Origin of the sequence: Pseudomonas qingdaonensis, from assembly GCF_018398475.1 — a bacterium.
GTDB classification, from domain to species: Bacteria; Pseudomonadota; Gammaproteobacteria; order Pseudomonadales; family Pseudomonadaceae; genus Aquipseudomonas; species Aquipseudomonas palmensis.
Genome location: NZ_CP074676.1, coordinates 3,446,107 through 3,462,662 on the forward strand (window position 1 = coordinate 3,446,107; position 16,556 = coordinate 3,462,662).

General features: G+C 69.9%; 18 protein-coding genes. 5 read left to right on the plus strand and 13 right to left on the minus strand.

The window, feature by feature from the left end; genetic code table 11:
* Positions 1 to 327 precede the first annotated feature (327 nt).
* The 7 genes from gspF to gspG are packed head-to-tail and all read right to left on the minus strand — an operon-like array spanning position 328 to position 8,159.
* A complete protein-coding gene (gene gspF, locus KH389_RS15590; RefSeq protein WP_213605795.1) occupies positions 328 to 1,533 on the minus strand; it encodes a type II secretion system inner membrane protein GspF in 1,206 nt (401 codons plus the stop codon).
* Complete coding sequence (gene gspE, locus KH389_RS15595) at positions 1,533 to 2,951, minus strand: type II secretion system ATPase GspE (protein WP_043860340.1); 1,419 nt, start codon at positions 2,949 to 2,951, stop codon at positions 1,533 to 1,535. Before gspE ends, gspF begins: the two co-directional genes overlap by 1 nt.
* On the minus strand, positions 2,948 to 5,299 hold the full coding sequence (gene gspD, locus KH389_RS15600; RefSeq protein WP_213605796.1) for a type II secretion system secretin GspD: 2,352 nt from the start codon (positions 5,297 to 5,299) through the stop codon (positions 2,948 to 2,950). Before gspD ends, gspE begins: the two co-directional genes overlap by 4 nt.
* On the minus strand, positions 5,296 to 5,814 hold the full coding sequence (gene gspM, locus KH389_RS15605; protein ID WP_043860342.1) for a type II secretion system protein GspM: 519 nt from the start codon (positions 5,812 to 5,814) through the stop codon (positions 5,296 to 5,298). Before gspM ends, gspD begins: the two co-directional genes overlap by 4 nt.
* Positions 5,804 to 6,751, minus strand: a complete 948-nt coding sequence (gene gspL, locus KH389_RS15610) for a type II secretion system protein GspL (protein WP_213605797.1) — start codon at positions 6,749 to 6,751, stop codon at positions 5,804 to 5,806. The genes gspM and gspL overlap by 11 nt, the downstream gene beginning before the upstream one ends.
* A complete protein-coding gene (gspK, locus tag KH389_RS15615; RefSeq protein ID WP_244988642.1) occupies positions 6,748 to 7,707 on the minus strand; it encodes a type II secretion system minor pseudopilin GspK in 960 nt (319 codons plus the stop codon). Before gspK ends, gspL begins: the two co-directional genes overlap by 4 nt.
* Positions 7,708 to 7,715: 8 nt before the next feature.
* Positions 7,716 to 8,159, minus strand: coding sequence for a type II secretion system major pseudopilin GspG (gene gspG, locus KH389_RS15620; protein WP_054916090.1), 444 nt, complete (start codon positions 8,157 to 8,159; stop codon positions 7,716 to 7,718).
* 139 nt (positions 8,160 to 8,298) lie between these two features.
* Between gspG and gspI the strand changes: the two genes are divergently transcribed.
* Complete coding sequence (gene gspI / locus KH389_RS15625; RefSeq protein WP_043860346.1) at positions 8,299 to 8,682, plus strand: type II secretion system minor pseudopilin GspI; 384 nt, start codon at positions 8,299 to 8,301, stop codon at positions 8,680 to 8,682.
* Here gspI and KH389_RS15630 read toward each other — a convergent pair.
* On the minus strand, positions 8,669 to 9,100 hold the full coding sequence (locus KH389_RS15630; RefSeq protein ID WP_213605798.1) for a type II secretion system protein N: 432 nt from the start codon (positions 9,098 to 9,100) through the stop codon (positions 8,669 to 8,671). The genes gspI and KH389_RS15630 overlap by 14 nt on opposite strands.
* 118 nt (positions 9,101 to 9,218) lie before the next feature.
* Between KH389_RS15630 and gspH the strand changes: the two genes are divergently transcribed.
* A complete protein-coding gene (gene gspH, locus KH389_RS15635; protein WP_043860348.1) occupies positions 9,219 to 9,662 on the plus strand; it encodes a type II secretion system minor pseudopilin GspH in 444 nt (147 codons plus the stop codon).
* The gene (locus tag KH389_RS15640) at positions 9,659 to 10,270 is read left to right on the plus strand and encodes a prepilin-type N-terminal cleavage/methylation domain-containing protein (protein WP_213605799.1); all 612 of its coding nucleotides are present in this window, start codon (positions 9,659 to 9,661) and stop codon (positions 10,268 to 10,270) included. Before gspH ends, KH389_RS15640 begins: the two co-directional genes overlap by 4 nt.
* Here the strand turns inward: KH389_RS15640 and KH389_RS15645 are convergent.
* Genes KH389_RS15645 through KH389_RS15655 form a run of 3 tightly spaced genes read right to left on the minus strand, consistent with a single transcriptional unit; the run spans position 10,263 to position 12,394 of the window.
* Entirely contained in the window at positions 10,263 to 11,174 is a 912-nt protein-coding gene (locus KH389_RS15645) for a FecR family protein (RefSeq protein WP_196932333.1), read from the minus strand. The two genes, KH389_RS15640 and KH389_RS15645, sit on opposite strands and share 8 nt — an antisense overlap.
* A gap of 39 nt (positions 11,175 to 11,213) precedes the next feature.
* Positions 11,214 to 11,744, minus strand: coding sequence for a sigma-70 family RNA polymerase sigma factor (locus KH389_RS15650; protein ID WP_213605800.1), 531 nt, complete (start codon positions 11,742 to 11,744; stop codon positions 11,214 to 11,216).
* A 20-nt stretch (positions 11,745 to 11,764) separates the two neighbouring features.
* Positions 11,765 to 12,394 carry an STN domain-containing protein gene (locus KH389_RS15655; protein ID WP_240619901.1) on the minus strand — a complete coding sequence of 210 codons (630 nt, stop codon included), beginning with the start codon at positions 12,392 to 12,394 and terminating at the stop codon, positions 11,765 to 11,767.
* 138 nt (positions 12,395 to 12,532) lie between these two features.
* Here KH389_RS15655 and KH389_RS15660 point away from each other — a divergent pair, with 138 nt between their 5' ends.
* Positions 12,533 to 12,853 (plus strand): hypothetical protein, encoded by a 321-nt coding sequence (locus KH389_RS15660; protein WP_054916095.1) that lies wholly within the window; start codon positions 12,533 to 12,535, stop codon positions 12,851 to 12,853.
* 353 nt (positions 12,854 to 13,206) lie between these two features.
* Here the strand turns inward: KH389_RS15660 and KH389_RS15665 are convergent, their stop codons facing one another.
* On the minus strand, positions 13,207 to 14,505 hold the full coding sequence (locus tag KH389_RS15665) for an ATP-binding protein (protein ID WP_054916096.1): 1,299 nt from the start codon (positions 14,503 to 14,505) through the stop codon (positions 13,207 to 13,209).
* A gap of 15 nt (positions 14,506 to 14,520) precedes the next feature.
* Positions 14,521 to 15,222 carry a response regulator gene (locus KH389_RS15670; RefSeq protein ID WP_213605801.1) on the minus strand — a complete coding sequence of 234 codons (702 nt, stop codon included), beginning with the start codon at positions 15,220 to 15,222 and terminating at the stop codon, positions 14,521 to 14,523.
* Between the two features lie 155 nt (positions 15,223 to 15,377).
* Between KH389_RS15670 and KH389_RS15675 the strand changes: the two genes are divergently transcribed.
* Positions 15,378 to 16,556: an efflux RND transporter periplasmic adaptor subunit gene (locus tag KH389_RS15675; RefSeq protein WP_043859688.1), complete on the plus strand. Its 1,179-nt coding sequence runs from the start codon at positions 15,378 to 15,380 to the stop codon at positions 16,554 to 16,556.

Consider the following 16,556-nt stretch of genomic DNA (forward strand, 5'->3'; position numbering starts at 1 on the left):
CCTTTCGTCGTGTTCGTACGTTGAGGTGAGTCGCGCTTGCATGTCACGGTGGCGTGGCGCAGCGCCTTGATCCAGAGGGCTTGCTGGCCGATCCACGAGGCTTAGGTTGGCAGTGCGCGGTGACAGTCAGAGGAAAAAACATCGGGAGCTTGGCGGGTAATTTCTCGGGTGTTTCGGGTGGCCTCATCGCGGGTCAAGCCCGCTCCCACACAGGTCAGTGTGGGAGCGGGCTTGACCCGCGATGGCTTCACCACCGATGGGGCGGCCCCTCGAGGTCCCGGATTCCCCGGCAACCCACTCGGGTGTTGCCCACCCCCCCAAAAAAAATCACTGCACCAGCTGGTTGATCTCGATGATCGGCAGCAGCACCGCCATCACGATCAGCAGCACCACCGCACCCATCACCACGATCATCAGCGGCTCCAGCAATGCGGTCATGCCCATCGCTCGGCGCTCGATGTCCTTGGCCAGGCTCTGCGCCGCGCGGTCGAGCATCGGCGGCAGGTTGCCGGTCTTCTCGCCGCTGGCGATCAGGTGGATCAGCAAGGGCGGGAACACCTTCTCCACCGCCAGCGCCGACGCCAGCCCCACGCCTTCGCGCACCCGCGCCGTGGCCTCGCTCACGCACTGGTCGAGGCGGTCGTTGGCCAGGGTCTGGCGCGCCGCCTCCAGGGCCCGCAGCAACGGCACCCCGGCACTGCCCAGAATCGCCAGGGTCGAGGCGAAGCGTGCGGTGTTCAGGCCCAGCACGAAGCGCCCCAGCAACGGCAGGCGCAGCACCCGGTTGTGCCAGGCCAGGCGTGCCGACGCGCCGCGCAGGTACACACGCCAGCCCCATGCCCCGGCCACCAGCACGATGAAACACAGCCAGCCCCAGGCCCGGATGAAGTCGCTGGCGTTAAGCATCGCCAGGGTCAGCCCCGGCAGGTCCTGGCGCGCCTGGGTGAAGGCGCTGACCACCTGCGGCACCACGTAGCTGAGCAGAAAGATCACGATGCCGATCGACACCAGCCCGACCACGCCGGGGTAGATGAACGCGGTGAGGATCTTGCCGCGCAGGGTGTTGCGGTCTTCGATGTAGTCGGCCAGGCGCTCCATCACCTGGGCCAGGTCGCCGGACTCCTCCCCCGCCGCGATCAGTGCGCGGTAGATCTCGGGAAAGTCCCGCGGGCGCGCCGCCAGTGCGTCGGCCAGGCGCATGCCGCTGCGCACGTCGCCGCGCACCGCGCCCAGCACCTGGGCGATGTGCTTGCGTTCGGCCTGCTCCAGGGTCGCGCTCAGGGCGCCCTCCAGCGGCAGCCCGGCGGCCAGCAGGCTGGCCAGCTGGCGCGTGGTCCAGGCCAGGTCCGCATCCGACAGCTTGCTGGCGAACAACCCGCCGCCGGCACTGACGGCAGGCTCCGGCTCGACCTGCAAGGCGCTCAGGCCCAGCCCGCGCAATTGCCCGATCACCGCCGCCGGGCTGTCGGCCTCCAGCTGGCCACGGCTGATGCGCCCCTGGGCATCGGCGGCTTCATAACGGTATCGGCTCATCAGGCGTCCCGGGTCACACGCAGGATTTCTTCCACGGCGGTACTGCCGCTGTCGACCCAGCGCTGGCCGTCCTCGCGCATGCTCAGCATGCCGGCCTGGCGCGCTGCGGCGCGCAGGGCCTGTTCGTCGGCGCCCTGGTGGATCAGGCCGCGAATCGGGTCATCGATGCAGAACAGCTCGTGGATCCCGGTACGCCCGCTGTAGCCGGTGTGGTTGCAGCTGGCGCAGCCATGGGGGCGAAACTGGCCGGGGGCATTCGGGTCGGGCTGACGGCAGTGCGGGCACAGCCGCCGTACCAGGCGCTGGGCCAGCACGCCGAGCAGCGCCGAGGCCAGCAGAAAGGGTTCCACGCCCATGTCGAGCAGGCGGTTGACCGCCGACACGGCGTCGTTGGTGTGCAGCGTGGCCAGCACCAGGTGCCCGGTGAGCGAGGCCTGCACCGCGATCTGCGCGGTCTCCAGGTCGCGGATCTCGCCGATCATGATGATGTCCGGGTCCTGGCGCAGGATCGCGCGCAGGGCCACGGCAAAGGTCATGTCGATGCGCGCATTCACCTGGATCTGGCTGATGCCCGGCAGGTCGTATTCCACCGGGTCCTCGACGGTGAGGATGTTGCTGACGCTGGCATCGAGCCGCGCCAGCGCCGCGTACAGGCTGGTGGTCTTGCCGCTGCCGGTGGGCCCGGTGACCAGCACGATGCCGTGGGGCTGGCGAATCAGCACGTCCAGGCGGGCCAGCAGCGCCGGGGCCATGCCCAGGGTTTCCAGTTGCAGACGCCCGGCCTGCTTGTCCAGCAGGCGCATCACCACCCGCTCGCCATGCCCGGTGGGCACGGTGGACACACGGATATCGATGGGCCGGCCAGCCACGCGCAGGGCGATGCGCCCGTCCTGGGGCAGGCGCTTTTCGGCGATGTCCAGCTGCGCCATGATCTTGATCCGCGACACCAGCGCCGCGTGCAGCGCCTTGCGCGGCGAGACCACGTCGCGCAGGGTGCCGTCGACCCGGTAGCGCACCACCGAGTGGGTCTCGAAGGGTTCGATGTGGATGTCGCTGGCCTCGTCGCCGGCAGCCTGGGTCAGCAGCGCGTTGATCATGCGGATCACCGGCGCGCCGTCCTGGGTGTCGAGCAGGTCGGTGATCTCGGGCATGTCCTGCATCAGGCGGTCGAGGTCGACGTCGTTCTCGGCCGCGCCGACCGCCGCTGCGGCGCCGCCGTTGTCGCTGTAGGCGCTGGTCAGCAGGCGGTCGAGCTCGTCTTCGCTGACCTGCTCGGCGGCCTGCTCGCCGAACTGGCGGCGCACCTCGCCCAGCGCCCAGGCCGGGGTCGAGGGGCACAGGCGCAGCGGCGCGGCGTGCTCGCCGGCCAGCAGCACCACGCGCTGGGCCTTGGCCCAGGCGTACGGCAGGCGGCTCACCGGGCAACCCCGACTTCATCCAGCGGCACGGCGCGGATCGCCGCACGCGGGGTGCCGATGGCCGCGCCCGCGCGCGGTACGCCCTGCTCGGCGCTGGGCAGCAGCGGCATCTGCGCGTCCGGCAGCGCCCAGGAATGGGCCGGCTTGAGCCCGCCCTGGGCACGGCGGATGAAATCGTAGCGGTTGAGGGTGATGCTGCGCCCCACCTCGGCATCGCGAATGATGTAGGGGCGCAGGAACACCATCAGGTTGGTCTTGCTGGTGGCGCGGCGCTCGTTGCGAAACAGCACGCCCACCCCCGGCAGGCTGGAAAGAAACGGAATGCCGTCGTTGGCCTGGGTGTAGCCGTCCTGCAGCAGGCCGCCGAGCACCATGATCTGGCCGTCGTCGAGCAGGATGCTGGTGTCGATGGCACGCTTGTTGGTGACCGTGCCGGCGGCACTGGAGGCGCGTTCGTCGACGCTGCTGACCTCCTGGTAGATGTCGAGCTTGACCGTGCCGCCTTCGGAGATCTGCGGGCGCACGTTGAGCTTGAGCCCCACCTCTTCGCGCTGGATGGTCTGGAACGGGTTGTTGCTGGTGCCGCCGCCATCGGTGACGTACTGGCCGCTGACAAAGGGGATGGTCTGGCCGACGAAGATGCTCGCCGCCTCGTTGTCCAGGGTCAGCAGGTTGGGCGTGGACAGCACGTTGCTGCCGCCCTTGCTGGTCAGGGCGCGGGCCAGCACCTTGAGGTCGAGCACCTCGCCGATGCCGGGGATGTTCACCGTGCCGTCCACCACGCCCACGCTCAGGCCGGGGGGCAGCGCGTCGATGCTGTTCCTGGCACCGCGATTGAACCCGGCACCGCCCAGGTTGGCGCCGCCGAACACGCCGTTCTTGCCCAGGTTGCCGGCCTGCCACTGGATGCCGAATTCGTTGGCGTCGTCTTCGCTGACCTCGACGATCAGGCTTTCGATCACCACCTGGGCGCGGCGCTGGTCGAGCAGGTCGATCACCTCGCGCAGGTTGCGGTACAGCGGGTCGGGTGCCGAAATCAGCAGGGTGTTGGTGGTGGCGTCGGCCTGGATGGTCACCCCGCCGGCGGAAAACGCGGTGTTCTGCTCGCTGCCCTGCGAACCGTTGCCATAGACGTTGCCGGCCTGGCCGAGGCTGGCCCCGTAGGTGGCGGCTGGCGGGGTGGCGCTGGTGGTCTGCGCGGTGTTCGCCGCCGCGCCGCTGCCGTTCTGCTTGCCTGCCAGCAGGCCACCGCCGCTGAGCCTGGCGCGGGCGTCGTCACCGCTGCTGCTGTCGCTCTCGCCGGTGAGCAGCCCGCGCAGGGCCTGGGCCAGCTTGCCGGCCTGGGCGTTGCGCAGGTACACCACGTGCAGGTTGCTGGGGTTGTTCTGTGCGTTGTCGAGCTTGTAGATCAGGTCGCGGGCCAGTTGCGTGCGCTCGGGGCTGCCGGCGCGGATCACCACGCTGTTGGAGCGCGGGTCGCCGATCACGCTGATCTTCTGGGTGGGGTCGTTGCCCTGGGTTTCGAGCAGCTCCGAGACCATGGCCGCGATGTCGCTGGCGATGCCGTTCTGGATCGCCACCACGTCGGTGTCGATGGCGCTGGGGATGTCGATGCTGTCGAGCAGCCGGGCCACACGCTCGAGGTTCTCGGCATAGTCGGTGACCACCACGGTGTTGTTGCCGGGGTAGGCGTTGATCGGGTTGTTGGGCGACACGATGGGGCGCAGCACCGGGATCACGTTGACCGCGTTCTCGTATTGCAGGCGGAAGGTGCGGGTGAGCATGCCGGTGCCGGCATCCTTGCTGTTGATCGGCCCGCCCAGCAGCTTGGCGTCGGCCTCGGGCACCACCTGGCTGACCCCGCCCACGTCGACCACGCTGAAGCCCTGCATGCGCAAGGCCGCCAGCAGCATGGCGTAGGCACGTGTGGCCGGCACCTCGCCTTCGGACACCAGGGTCAGCTGGCCCTTGACCCGCGGGTCGACCAGAAACTGGCGCCCGGTGGCCCGCGACAGGGCGCGCACCACGGCCTGGATGTCGGCGTCGACGAAGTTCAGCTGCACCGGCTGGTCGCCCAGCGGGTTGCCCGGTGCGGCACTGGCGCTGCCATCGCTGTGGGGCCTGGCGCGGTGGGCGGGGGCACGCGGGGTCGGGCGCTGTGGCTCGACCCGCGCCTGCAGGCCGTGGCGTTCCAGACTGGTCGGCCCGGGCTGCACGTTGGCCAGCGGTCGGCCCAGCTCGCTGCTGGCCAGTGGCTGCGCAGGCTGCTGGCTGCAACCGGCCAGGGCCAGTGCCAGTACCAGGGGAGCCAGGCCGGCCAGTCGGCGCGGCAGTTGGGTGCACATCATGACGATTCCTTAGCGCCTTGCGCCTGGTCCAAGCGAACGATTCCGGAGAACGACGCCGTGGCCGAGGGGTCGGCCAGCGGGTCGCGTTGCAGGCGGCTGTGCACCACCGTCAGGCCCAGTTGTGCGGGGGCCTGCAGCAGCCAGGCGGTGGCGGCCTCGGCGGGGGCCTGGGCAAGATCGAGCTGCCAGCCGCCCTCCACCGCCTGAAGCTGGTAATGGCCGCCCAGCCCGGCGTGCTCCAGGCTCTGGCGCAGGGCCGGCGCCTGTTGCGCGGCGCCCGGCAGTGAGGGGGCGTGGGCAAGCAGGCCGTCGAGGGTTTGCGCCTGGCTGCGCAGCCTGGGCGTTTCGGCCTCCCAGTGGGCGATGCGCGCCAGTGCCGGCTGCACCAGCACCAGCCACCACAGCGTGGTGCCCAGCAGCAGTGCGGTCAGGGCCACGGCGCGGCGCTCGCGCGCACTCAGGCCGTGCCACCAGGGGCGCAGGCGGCGCAGGGGGTGCCGTGCCTTACTCAACATTGGCCACCTCCTCGCCCGTGGCGGTCGCCGGGCGCAGGGTCCAGCCGTGGTCGCTGCTGCTGGCCTCGATGCCCTGCGCCGCCAGCCGGGTTTGCCAGGCGTTGTCGGCCGGGGGCCGTGCGGCGCCGGGCAGTGGCTGCAGGTCGAGCACGCCGTCGTGGTAGGTCAGTTGCTCGACTGCGCCGGCCAGAAACGGCATGGCGCTGCCGGCGGCCTGCAGCAGGTGGTTGAAGGGTGCGACCGCGCCATTGTCGCCGGCGGCGAGCTGCTGGCGTACCTGTTGCAGCGGGTTGAGGATCACCTGCAACTGCGGGTAGGCAGCGCGTACCTGCTGGTGCATGTGCTGGCGCAGTTGCTGGCCGGTGTCGGCCAGCCGCGCGGCGTAGAGGTTCAGGCCCAGGGTCCAGATCATGGCGGCGCTGGCGCACAGGGCGAGTGCCCGTGGCCAGCCGTGCTGTGCGGCGCCAGGGGCGCGCAGGCCGCTGTGCAGGCTCGCCACCGGGCATGCGCCGGCCCTTGCCGGGGTCGGGTACAGGCCCCGGGGTTTGAGGCCGGCATTCGACAGCCACTGCGCCAGGCCCTGCAATGCCGCCTGCCCCAGCCATGCCACCGCCACCTTCCCGTCTGCTGCGCGTGGCCCGTGGGCGATATGCACGGCGCGCACATCGCCCAGTATCAGGCCCTGCGCAGCGCACTGCACCGCCGCCCCCAGGCGCGCCGCCGGCAACGGCGGCAGTACCAGCTCGGTGCACAGGCTGTCGTCCGGGTGCAGCCACGCCAGCACCTCGCGGCCCCGCGCCAGGCTCTTGAGCTGCGCCTGCGCCGCCTCGCCCTCGGCCTCGGTCCGGCCCTGGCGGTCCAGTTGCCGATAGCCGACCCGCGCCCCGCCCTCAAGCTCCGCCAGCCGCGGCAATGCCATGTGCAGTTGTGCCTTCATGCGCCCACCCGTGCCCAGACAACCTGTGCCAGGGGCGCCTGCCCGCGCAGCAGCAGCGCCTCCAGGCGCACCTCGCGCGAGCCGCTACGGGCCACGCCGTGCAGGCGGAACCAGTCGCTGGTAATGCCCACCGGCACGCTTTCGAGGACCACGTGGGGCATCTGCAGACGGTTGACGAAATCCCCGCGGTTGACGAACCAGCGCCCGCCGTCGCGCTCGGCGATCAGCTGGCGCGCCTTGTCTACGCTCAAGCCCGGCACCTGCGCCGCCAGCACCTCGGCCGACGCGGTGTTGCCATTGATCCAGGTGTTGGCCGGCAGCACCGTGGCCACTCGGCGCAGGCGCGCCAGCCCTTCGGCATCCAGCCCCGGCACGGCCAGCTGGTCGAGGCTGCGCAGCATCGGCCGGCGTGCCGGCACCGGGCGCGAAGCGGCACCCGGCGAGGTTGCGCGACCACTGTCGAAGCCGTGCACCGCCTCGGCTACGGGCGCCTGCCGGCGCGGGTAGCCGTCGATCACCCGCGCCGCGATCGCCTGCGCCACCGGCGCGGCCAGGCCGATCAGTGCACACAGGCGCTCGAAGGTGGCCAGGGCCTGCTCGTCGGGTTGCTCCTCGACCACCAGGTTGCGCAGGTTGAACTTGCCCTGCTCGTCTTCCAGCCGGCCCTGGAACACCGCGCCACGCTCACCCACCGGCATGCCGGCGATGGGGCGCGCCCAGCCCTGGTCGAGGCGTACCAGCGGGTCGACGCGGCGCTGCTCGGCCAGTACCTCACGGCTCCAGGCCAGGCCCGCCTGCAGCACGCCCTGCCCCTGGGCACGCTGCTGCAGGCTTTCCAGCTCACGGGTGAATACGCTCTGGCGGCTGATCATGCCCGCTGCTATCACCGCCACCACGGCGGCTATCAGCAAGGCACTGATGATCGCCATTCCGCGTTGCTGCGCGGACGGTCTCATCACGGCGCCTACAGCTGCCAGGAGCCGATATCGGCGTTCACGCCGTCGCCGTCAGGCTCGCCATCGGCGCCCAGCGAGAACACGTCGATCTCGCCGTTGGCACCGGGGTTGAGGTAGTGGTAGGGACGGCCCCAGGGGTCGTTGGGCAGGCGCTCCAGGTAGGCGCGCCAGGTGCCGGGCTTGGCCGAGGCGGGTTTTTCCACCAGTACCTTGAGGCCCTGGGCGGCGCTGGGGTAGCTGCCGTTGTCCAGGCGGTAGAGCTTGAGCGCCTGCATCAGCCCGGCGATGTCCTGGCGGGCGGCGGTGGCACGCGCCTGGTCGGGGCGGTCGAGCACCTTGGGCACCACCATCGCTGCCAGGATCCCGAGGATGACCACCACCACCATGATCTCGATCAGGGTGAAGCCGCGTTGGCGACGGGGGGCAGAACGGCGTGGGCAGGTAAGCGACATCTCGGCATTCCTTGGCGGGATTCGGGGGCCGATTGTGGCAAGGGCATATGTCAGTGGTATTGAAAATCCTCGGGAGTTCCGGTCGCCAATCGGTCAGACAGACCCCCTAGGATGCAGCTTTGCCCACACCGAGATGCCCATGCGCAGACGCCGCCCGCAACAGGCCGGTTTTACCCTGATCGAAGTGCTGGTGGCGCTGGCCATCGTGGCCGTGGCGATGGCCGCTGCAGTGCGCGCGGCCGGGCTGATGACCCAGGGCAATGGCCTGCTGCGCGACAAGTCGCTGGCCCTGCTCTCGGCGCAGGCGCGCCTTGCCGAACTGCGCCTGGAAGGCCAGGCAACCCCGGGCCTGCGCCGCTTGGAGTGCGACCAGGGGCGCCTGCGCCTGCGCTGCGAGCAGCAGGTCGACAGCCGCCCCGGTGGGCTGCTGCAGGTGCGCCTGGAGGTGTTCGAGCGTGACCGTGAAGGCCCGCCGCTGGCGCGCCTGGAGAGCTGGCTGGGCCAGGCGCCTAGGGGCGAATGAGGCGCGGCAGCGCGGGGCCTTCGGGCAGTCGCGCGATGCCGATGCGGCTGCGCTCCCCGGCGCGCTCGATCACCAGCGCATCGGCTTCTATGGCCACCAGTTGCACCCCCTGCGCCAGTTGCTCGCCCACCCGCACGGCCTGTGGCGCGCCGCCGTTGAGCGAGACGATGGCCACCGCACCGGCACTGCCGGCCAGCAGCCCGCTGAGGCTGATGTCGACCTGCGCCGGCAGGTTGGCGAACCACTGCCCGGCGGCGGCCGGGGGTGCCGATAGGGTCTGCTGCATGGCAGCCGGCACTGGTTGGGGGGTGGGCGTCCAGAGCAACGTGCCCCAGGTCGCGAGCCCGGCCAGCGCCGCGAGCAGCGCCGCGCCCTGGACCAGTTGCGGGGCAGCCACGGGTTTGAATGCTAGTGCCATGGGGAACGGTCTCCGTGTGGTTCCTGGCCCGAGCATACGCGCCGATTCTCACGCTTTTGTTTCACACGACGATCATCTTCGCCGTGCACGCTGTCACCAGCCAAGGAGGCATCGCCCCATGCAACGCAGCCATCCACAACAGGGGTTTACCCTGATCGAACTGATGGTGGTGCTGGTGATCGTCGGCATCGCCAGCGCCGCCATCAGCCTGAACATCCGCCCCGACCCGGCCAGGGCGCTGCGCGAAGACGCCGAGCGCCTGGCGCAATTGCTGCTGGTGGCCCAGAGCGAGGTGCAGGCCGATGGCCGCGCCCTGCTCTGGCAGGCCGACCGCGACGGCTACCGTTTTGTGCGGGCCGGCGCGGCGCTGGACGGCGACCCGCTGCTGCGCCCGCGCCCCTGGCAGGCCGCGCCGGTGACGGTGCAGCGCACCCCGCAGCGGGCCGTGCGCATCGACCCGGAATGGATCGGCGAGCCGCTGACCCTGCGCCTGGTCAGCGGCCAGCAGCAGATCGAAGTGCGCCGCGATGCCGCCGGCCGCGTCGAGGTGCACCAGCCATGAGGCGCCACCCGCAAGGCGGGTTCACCCTGATCGAGGTGATGGTGGCGATCCTGTTGATGGCCATCGTCAGCCTGGTGGCCTGGCGCGGGCTGGACAGCGTCAGCCGCGCCGACCGCCACGTCAAGGACAGCACCGAACAGGCCCGCGCCCTGTTGCGGGTGTTCAACCAGCTGGAGCGCGACCTGGCCCTGCGTGCCAGCAGCGAACTGGCCGAGCCGGTGCTGGCGGGCATGGACCCGCCCAGCGAAAAACCGCTGCCTGCGGTGCGGGTGCAGGCCAGCGACGGGCGCCCGGCGCGCCTGGAGCTGATTCGCAGCAGCGCCGCCGACGACGGCCTGATACGCGTGCGCTGGTGGTTGCAGGGTGGCACGCTGTATCGCGCCGCGGCGCCGGCACGCGACCGCTTCCCGCTACCGGCGCCTGCCGGCCGGGTGGCGGTACTGGAGGATGTGGCTGAATTCAACCTGCGGGTGTGGGAGCCGGGCAAGGGCTGGCGGCACCTGACCGGCGAGGCCCGGGACGATCCGCCGGGGCTCGAGATCGAACTGCTGCGCCAGAGCGCGCAGGGCCCGCAGCGTTACCGCCAGGTACTGGGGCCGCTCAACTGAGCAGCACCACGCCACCGGGCAGTTCGGTGCAGCGTGCGCCGTAGGCGTCGCGGATCAGCTGCGCCACCCCTGGCAGCTGCGCCAGGCTGAAGCGCGCCTGCACCTTGCGTCGCCCCAGGCTGGGGTTGAGCAGCACCAGCATGCCGGGGCGGTAGCGGTTGATTTCGTCGATCACCTGGCTCAGCGGCGCGTCATGGAACACCAGCCGCTGCTCGCGCCAGGCCATTACCTGTTCGGCATCGAACGGCTGCGCGCTGCCGGCGCTGCGGGCGTCGTAACGCAGCTGCTGGCCGGCGGGCACGGGCAAGCTGCGGCCCTGCCAGAGAATCTGCACCTGGCCCTGCAGGCAGGTGACGCACACGGCCGAATCGGTGTGGCGCACATTGAAGCGCCCGGCCTGGGCCGACACCCAGGCCTGCCCGGCCTGCACCTGCACCGGGGCCTGGGCCAGCACCTCGACCTCGCCTTCGAGCAGGGCGATCGCTTCGCCGCTGCGGTTGATGCGGGTCTGGGTGTTGAGCTCCAGCGCGATGCCCTGGGTCAGGTCGATGCGCCGCTGCTCGCCAACGCCGGTGTGAAAGTCTGCCGCTGGCGTGCCGAGCCCGTCCACCAGGTTGCTGCGCAGCAGCACGAAGGCTGCCGAGGCCGCCAGCGCGCCGCCCAGGAACGCGCGGCGCCCCAGGGTGCGCAGGGGCACCACGCGCTCGGCCTGGCGCGCCGCCGGCTCCAGCTGCTGCCACAGCTGGCGGGCCTGCTCGAAGGCCTGGGCGTGCGCCGGGCTCTGTGCGCACCACTGGCGCAGGGCGCGTGCGTCGGCGACGGTGGCGCGCCCGGAGGTAAGCAGCAGCAACCAGTCCTGGGCCTGGCTGTGCAGGCTGGGTTCAGCCGAAGTCTGGGGTGTCATGGTCTGAGGGGCCTGCATCAAAATGGCGCTGTGTATTGTTCAAGACGGTTTTCCCGCACCGGGACCGAACCGCTGGAACACTTTTCTTTCCAGCCGCGTGGCGCAGTAACCCAGTGCGGCCTTGAGCTCCTTCTCGACCATGCGCGTGGAGATGCCGAAGCGCTGGGCGATTTCCAGGTGCGAGGCTTCCTCCAGGCGCGCGGCAATGAAGATACGCCGGCGCCGTGCCGGCAGTTCGTAGAGTGCGCCGAGCAGGCACTGGATTTCCTGCTGGCCGCCGACAATGCGCGCCGGGTCCTGGTCTTCGGCCACCTGCAGCAGGTCTTCGACCTCGGCGCCGGTGAGCAGCCGGGCGTCGGCCTGGCGCCGGTCGGCGGCGATGTTCAGGGCCATGCGGTAGAGGTAGGCGTTGGGCTTGTGCAGCACGTGGGTGGCCTGCATGCGGTCGACCCGCAGGTAGGTTTCCTGGAGCACGTCGCAGGCCAGGTCGTCCGAACCCAGGCGGCGTTTGAGGCGCACCTTGAACTCGTCGTAAGAGGTCAGGAACAACGTGACCAGAGGTGTATTCATACTGCCTAGCCTCCATGCGATTAAGGGCAGTCCATGCGTGTATCGGGCAACAGCAGCAGCGTCACCGGTTGCGCCAGCGCCGAGGGCGGTGGCCGCTCCAGGCGCAGGGCGCGCAGGCTTTCGACCAGCGCGCTGTCACGCCGGTGATCGCCGGTGGAGGCCAGCAGGCGGCTCTGGGCCAGCACCCCGCGGGCGTCGATCCATACCTGCACGGCGGCCCGGTAATGGCCTGGGCGTGCCAGCGCGCTGGCACACAGCGCCTGTTCCACGGCGCGTTGCAGCGTGCGCGCATAATTGCCGGCCGCGCCGCCCCCGCCTGTGGCACGCGGGTTAGGCGCGGCTGCCGGCAGTGCCACGCGCTGCACGGTGAAGGCCTCGGCGCCGCTGTAGCGGGCCATCAGCCCGGTGCCTTCGAGCAGCCTGCGCAGGCCGTCGCGGGCGCTGAACGCGCCGCTCAGCGGCATCGAGCGCTGGCGTGCGGTCAGCTCCCGGTCCACCAGTACCGCCATGCCGCTCTGCTGGCCGAAGGCGTGCAGCGCCTCGTCCAGTGGCTGGGCCGGTATGTCGAAACGGATCGGGCCTGCGCCGTGCACCGGCATCGCCAGCACGGCCAACAGCAGCACGGCGATTCTGGCAAGGCAGTGGCGCAAACCGGTGTCTCCCCCGAAAGTCGCCATCGTGGGGCCTGTGTATGAATCTGATGTGACAGCGGTAGGCAAAAAACCTTAACGATGTGGGAAGTCGCCTGGGGCTAGACTGGGGGAAACCGCTTCAGGGAGGGCATGGACATGGGCTGTCGAATCGCGGGGTTGTGGCTGGTTGCCGGTCTGCTGAGTGGCCTGTCGAGTGGCGTGGTGCAGGCGGGTCAGGACGAGGGTTGCATCGACGTGCAGGTGGGCCAGGCGCGGGCGCTGGCGTACGACTGCCTGACGCGCCAGTTGCAGAACGGCAACGGGCAGCGCGCGGCGCAGGCCAACCGCAAGGCGATGGAGGTGGATGTGAGCCGGCGCGCGCCGAACCAGCTGGGGTTGTTCAACCAGTCGGCCACGGGGCAGCGCATGGGCAATGCGTTCGGGGTGTCGGTGCGGCCGCAGCGGCCGGGGCCGTGAATTCGACTGCGGGGGGTTGTCAGTGCCGCCCTCTTCGCTGGCAAGCCAGCTCCCACAGGTGGTGACTCAAGGACCGCGTAAAGATCTGCAAGATCGTGGTGAGCCCATCGCGGGGCAAGCCCGCTCCCACAGGTACCGTGGGGACCCGGGGCCTGTGCAAAACCTGTGGGGCTTGACCTCTTCGCTGGCAAGCCAGCTCCCACAGGTGGTGACTCAAGGACCGCGTAAAGATCTGCAAGATCGTCGTGAGCCCATCGCGGGGCAAGCCCGCTCCCACAGGTACCGTGGGGACCCCGGGCCTGTGCAAAACCTGTGGGAGCGGGCTTGACCCGCGATGGGCCGCGCAGCGGCCCCTACCGCCCCCGCGGCAAGCAGATGCGAAACTGTGCCCCCCCCAACGCCGACTGCCCCACCGTCAGGGTGCCACCCTGCCCCTCGATCACCCGACGGCTGATCGCCAACCCCAGGCCAAACCCGCCCGTGGCACGGTCCCGACTGCGATCCAGGCGGTAGAACGGCTGGAAGATGCGCTCGCGCTCCTCCTGCGGAATGCCAATGCCGTCATCCTCGACGGTCAGCACGCACGCGCCCTTGGCATCCACGCTCAGGCGCAGCAGGATGCGCTGCCCGCAATAACGCATGGCGTTGCGGATCAGGTTCTGCACCGCCCGCGCCGTCAACCGCGGGTCCAGCACAAAGCGCGGCAGATCCGGCTCGGCACGCACCTCCAGGCTCACCCCGCGCCCATCCAGCTCTTCGGCATAGCTGCCCAGGATGCTGTCGACGAACTCGGGCAGCGCCACCTCCACCCGCTCGCCACCCTGGCCATTCTGCAAGCGGTTGTACGACAGCAGCTCAAGTACCAGCGCATCCAGCTCGCGCACGTGCCCCACCAGTTCCAGCAGGCGCTTGCGACTGGCCGGGGGCATTTCGTCGTACAGCAGCACCAGGCCGAAATCCAGGCGGGTCAGCGGCGTGCGCAGCTCATGCGACACCGCATTGAGCAACTCGCGCTGCTGGGTCAGCAGGCATTCGATATCCGCCGCCATGGTGTCGAACACCTTGGCCAACGCGCCGATGTTCGAGCGTGGCGAGATCAGCGTGCGCTCCGCCAGGTTGCCTTCGCCCAGGCGCTGCGCAGTGGCCTTGAGCCGCTGCAGGTCACGCCAGTGCGGGCGCACCCAGAACAGCAGGCAGCCCAGCAGCGCCGCACCGATCAGCACGGTGATGCCCCACGACAGCAGGTAGATGTCCGCCGGGTCCGGCGGGTTGCGCAGCACCACCATCCACTCGCTGTCCAGCGGCGCCAGGGCGGTTTCGTAATAGCCCCACTCCCCCAGGCGCACCACGTACTGGCCGGCCTGCAGGTGCGCCTGCTCCTCGGCGTTCAGGTCCAGGTCGGCGCGCCGGCGCAGCTCGATGCTGAGGGGGGCGAAATCGGTGTTCAGCGCCTCGGCCACCTGGGGCCAGCTGTCGCGGTGCTTGAGGTGGAACTGGTTGACGATCAGGCGCTGCACGCCCCGCGCCTGGTCCTGGTTGTAGGCGATGTAGCGGTCATGGAACACATGCAGGATGAGTTCGGGGATCAGGAAGATCGACCCGGCATACGCGACGATGGTCACCAGGTACAGGCGTACCAGAATTTTCAGCATGGCCGTGGCCGCTCCTCAGAATTCCCACTCGACTCGGCTGAACAGGTAGCCCTTGCCCCACACCGTCTTGATCTTGCGCGCCTCGCCGGCGCTGTCGTCGAACTTGCGCCGCAGCTTGGAGATGGCCACGTCCACCGAGCGGTCGGTGCCGTTGAACTCGATGCCGCGCAACTGCTGCAGGATGCAGTCGCGGCTGAGCACGCTGCCGGCATTGCGCGCCAGCACCACCAGCAGGTTGAACTCGCCGCTGGACAACTCCACCGTCTGGTCGCGCCACAGCACGGTGCGTTCGGCCAGGTCGATGCGCAGCCCGCCGATCACGATCAGGTCGCTCTCGAGATGCGGCTCGTTGATGCTGCTGCGCCGCAGCAGGGTTCGCACCCGCGCCAGCAGCACGCGCGGCTCGCACGGCTTGCTGACGTAGTCGTCGGCGCCCATCTCCAGGCCCAGCACCTGGTCGTGACTGTCGTCGCGGGCGGTGAGCATGAGGATCGGCAGCAGCAGCGATTCGGCGCGCAGCTGCCGGCACACCTGCAGGCCGTCCAGGTCCGGCAGCATCAGGTCCAGGATCACCAGGTCGGGTTTGCTGCGCCGCGCCTCTTCCAGCACGTGGTCCCCCCGCGCAATCACGCTGACGCTGAAACCATTGCGTTGCAGGTAGCTGGCGATCAGTTCGCTCAGGGCGCAGTCGTCTTCGACCAGAAGGATAGTGGGCATGGGTAGTTTGAAAGGCCGGGAAAGTCAGGCAGGATATAGCGCTTATTCGCAGGTCGCGAAATTCTTCACACTTTTTCACACTCGCCCTACATAGCTTAACAACTGCCTGTAGCGCGGCTGCCTTAGCATTGCCGGGTCATTTATGGAAGATCCGCATGCCCAGTTCAAGCCCCGTCCGTCTGCGTACCCTGGCGCCCCTGTTGCTGCTGAGCCTGGCCCTGGCCGGCTGCGACAGCAAGCCGCCCGCCGAAGAACAAGCCCCCAAGCCCGCCGTCAGCGTCGAAACCGTGCGCGAGCAACCCCTGGCCATCAGCACCGAGCTGTCGGGGCGCATCCTGGCGCCACGCATCGCCGAGGTGCGCGCGCGGGTGGCCGGGGTGGTGCTCAAGCGGGTGTACCGTGAGGGCAGCGACGTGAAACAGGGCGACGTGCTGTTTCGCATCGACCCGGCACCGTTCAAGGCCGACTACGACAGCGCCCGCGCCAACCTGGCCAAGGCCGAGGCCACGCGCTTTCAGGCGCGCCTGCAGGACCAGCGCTACGCCGAGCTGATTTCGATCGACGCGATCAGCCGCCAGGAGCACGACAACGCCCGCGCCGCCGCCATGCAGGCCGACGCCGAAGTGGCAGCGGCCAAGGCCGCGCTCGAGCGTGCGCGCCTGAACCTGGGCTATGCCACCGTGACCGCGCCGATTTCCGGGCGCGTGGGCCGTGCCCTGGTGACCGAGGGCGCGCTGGTGGGGCAGAACGAATCGACCCCGCTGGCGATCATTCAGCAGCTCGACCCGATCCATGCCGACCTGACCCAGTCGACCCGCGAGATCAACGCCCTGCGCCGTGCCCTGCGTGCCGGCGAGCTCAAGCAGGTGGGCCAGGACCAGGCCCGCGCCACGCTGATCCAGGATGACGGCACGCCTTACCCGCTGGCGGGCAAGCTGCTGTTCTCCGACATCAGCGTGGACCCGAGCACCGGCCAGATCACCCTGCGCAGCGAGTTCCCCAACCCCGACCTGGACCTGCTGCCCGGCAGCTTCATCCGCGTGCGCCTGGAACAGGCGGTGCAGCCCAAGGGCATCAGCGTGCCGCAGCAGGCCATCCTGCGTGACAGCGCGGGCCTGCCGCGGGTGCTGCTGGTGGACGCCGAGCAGCGCGTGAGCGAGCGCGCCGTGGTGCTGGGCAGCGTGCAGCAGGACCGCTGGATCGTCACCGAGGGCCTGGCCCCAGGCGATCGCATCGTCACCGAAGGCCTGCAGCACGTGAAGGTGGGTGACCAGGTGAGCGTGACCCCCGCCACCGACACGGCTGCCCCCATCGCCCAGACCACCGCCCAGTGA

Excerpts from the sequence above, each read along its gene's own strand:
- KH389_RS15660 (WP_054916095.1), top strand. The coding sequence starts at position 12,533 with ATGGGCTGTCGAATCGCGGGGTTGTGGCTGGTTGCCGGTCTGCTGAGT.
- gspI (WP_043860346.1), top strand. The coding sequence starts at position 8,299 with ATGCGCAGACGCCGCCCGCAACAGGCCGGTTTTACCCTGATCGAAGTG.
- gspM (WP_043860342.1), bottom strand. The coding sequence starts at position 5,814 with ATGTTGAGTAAGGCACGGCACCCCCTGCGCCGCCTGCGCCCCTGGTGG.
- KH389_RS15665 (WP_054916096.1), bottom strand. The coding sequence starts at position 14,505 with ATGCTGAAAATTCTGGTACGCCTGTACCTGGTGACCATCGTCGCGTAT.
- gspL (WP_213605797.1), bottom strand. The coding sequence starts at position 6,751 with ATGAAGGCACAACTGCACATGGCATTGCCGCGGCTGGCGGAGCTTGAG.
- KH389_RS15670 (WP_213605801.1), bottom strand. The coding sequence starts at position 15,222 with ATGCCCACTATCCTTCTGGTCGAAGACGACTGCGCCCTGAGCGAACTG.
- gspF (WP_213605795.1), bottom strand. The coding sequence starts at position 1,533 with ATGAGCCGATACCGTTATGAAGCCGCCGATGCCCAGGGGCGCATCAGC.
- gspK (WP_244988642.1), bottom strand. The coding sequence starts at position 7,707 with ATGAGACCGTCCGCGCAGCAACGCGGAATGGCGATCATCAGTGCCTTG.
- gspG (WP_054916090.1), bottom strand. The coding sequence starts at position 8,159 with ATGTCGCTTACCTGCCCACGCCGTTCTGCCCCCCGTCGCCAACGCGGC.
- KH389_RS15675 (WP_043859688.1), top strand. The coding sequence starts at position 15,378 with ATGCCCAGTTCAAGCCCCGTCCGTCTGCGTACCCTGGCGCCCCTGTTG.
- KH389_RS15645 (WP_196932333.1), bottom strand. The coding sequence starts at position 11,174 with ATGACACCCCAGACTTCGGCTGAACCCAGCCTGCACAGCCAGGCCCAG.
- gspD (WP_213605796.1), bottom strand. The coding sequence starts at position 5,299 with ATGATGTGCACCCAACTGCCGCGCCGACTGGCCGGCCTGGCTCCCCTG.
- KH389_RS15640 (WP_213605799.1), top strand. The coding sequence starts at position 9,659 with ATGAGGCGCCACCCGCAAGGCGGGTTCACCCTGATCGAGGTGATGGTG.
- KH389_RS15650 (WP_213605800.1), bottom strand. The coding sequence starts at position 11,744 with ATGAATACACCTCTGGTCACGTTGTTCCTGACCTCTTACGACGAGTTC.
- gspH (WP_043860348.1), top strand. The coding sequence starts at position 9,219 with ATGCAACGCAGCCATCCACAACAGGGGTTTACCCTGATCGAACTGATG.
- KH389_RS15630 (WP_213605798.1), bottom strand. The coding sequence starts at position 9,100 with ATGGCACTAGCATTCAAACCCGTGGCTGCCCCGCAACTGGTCCAGGGC.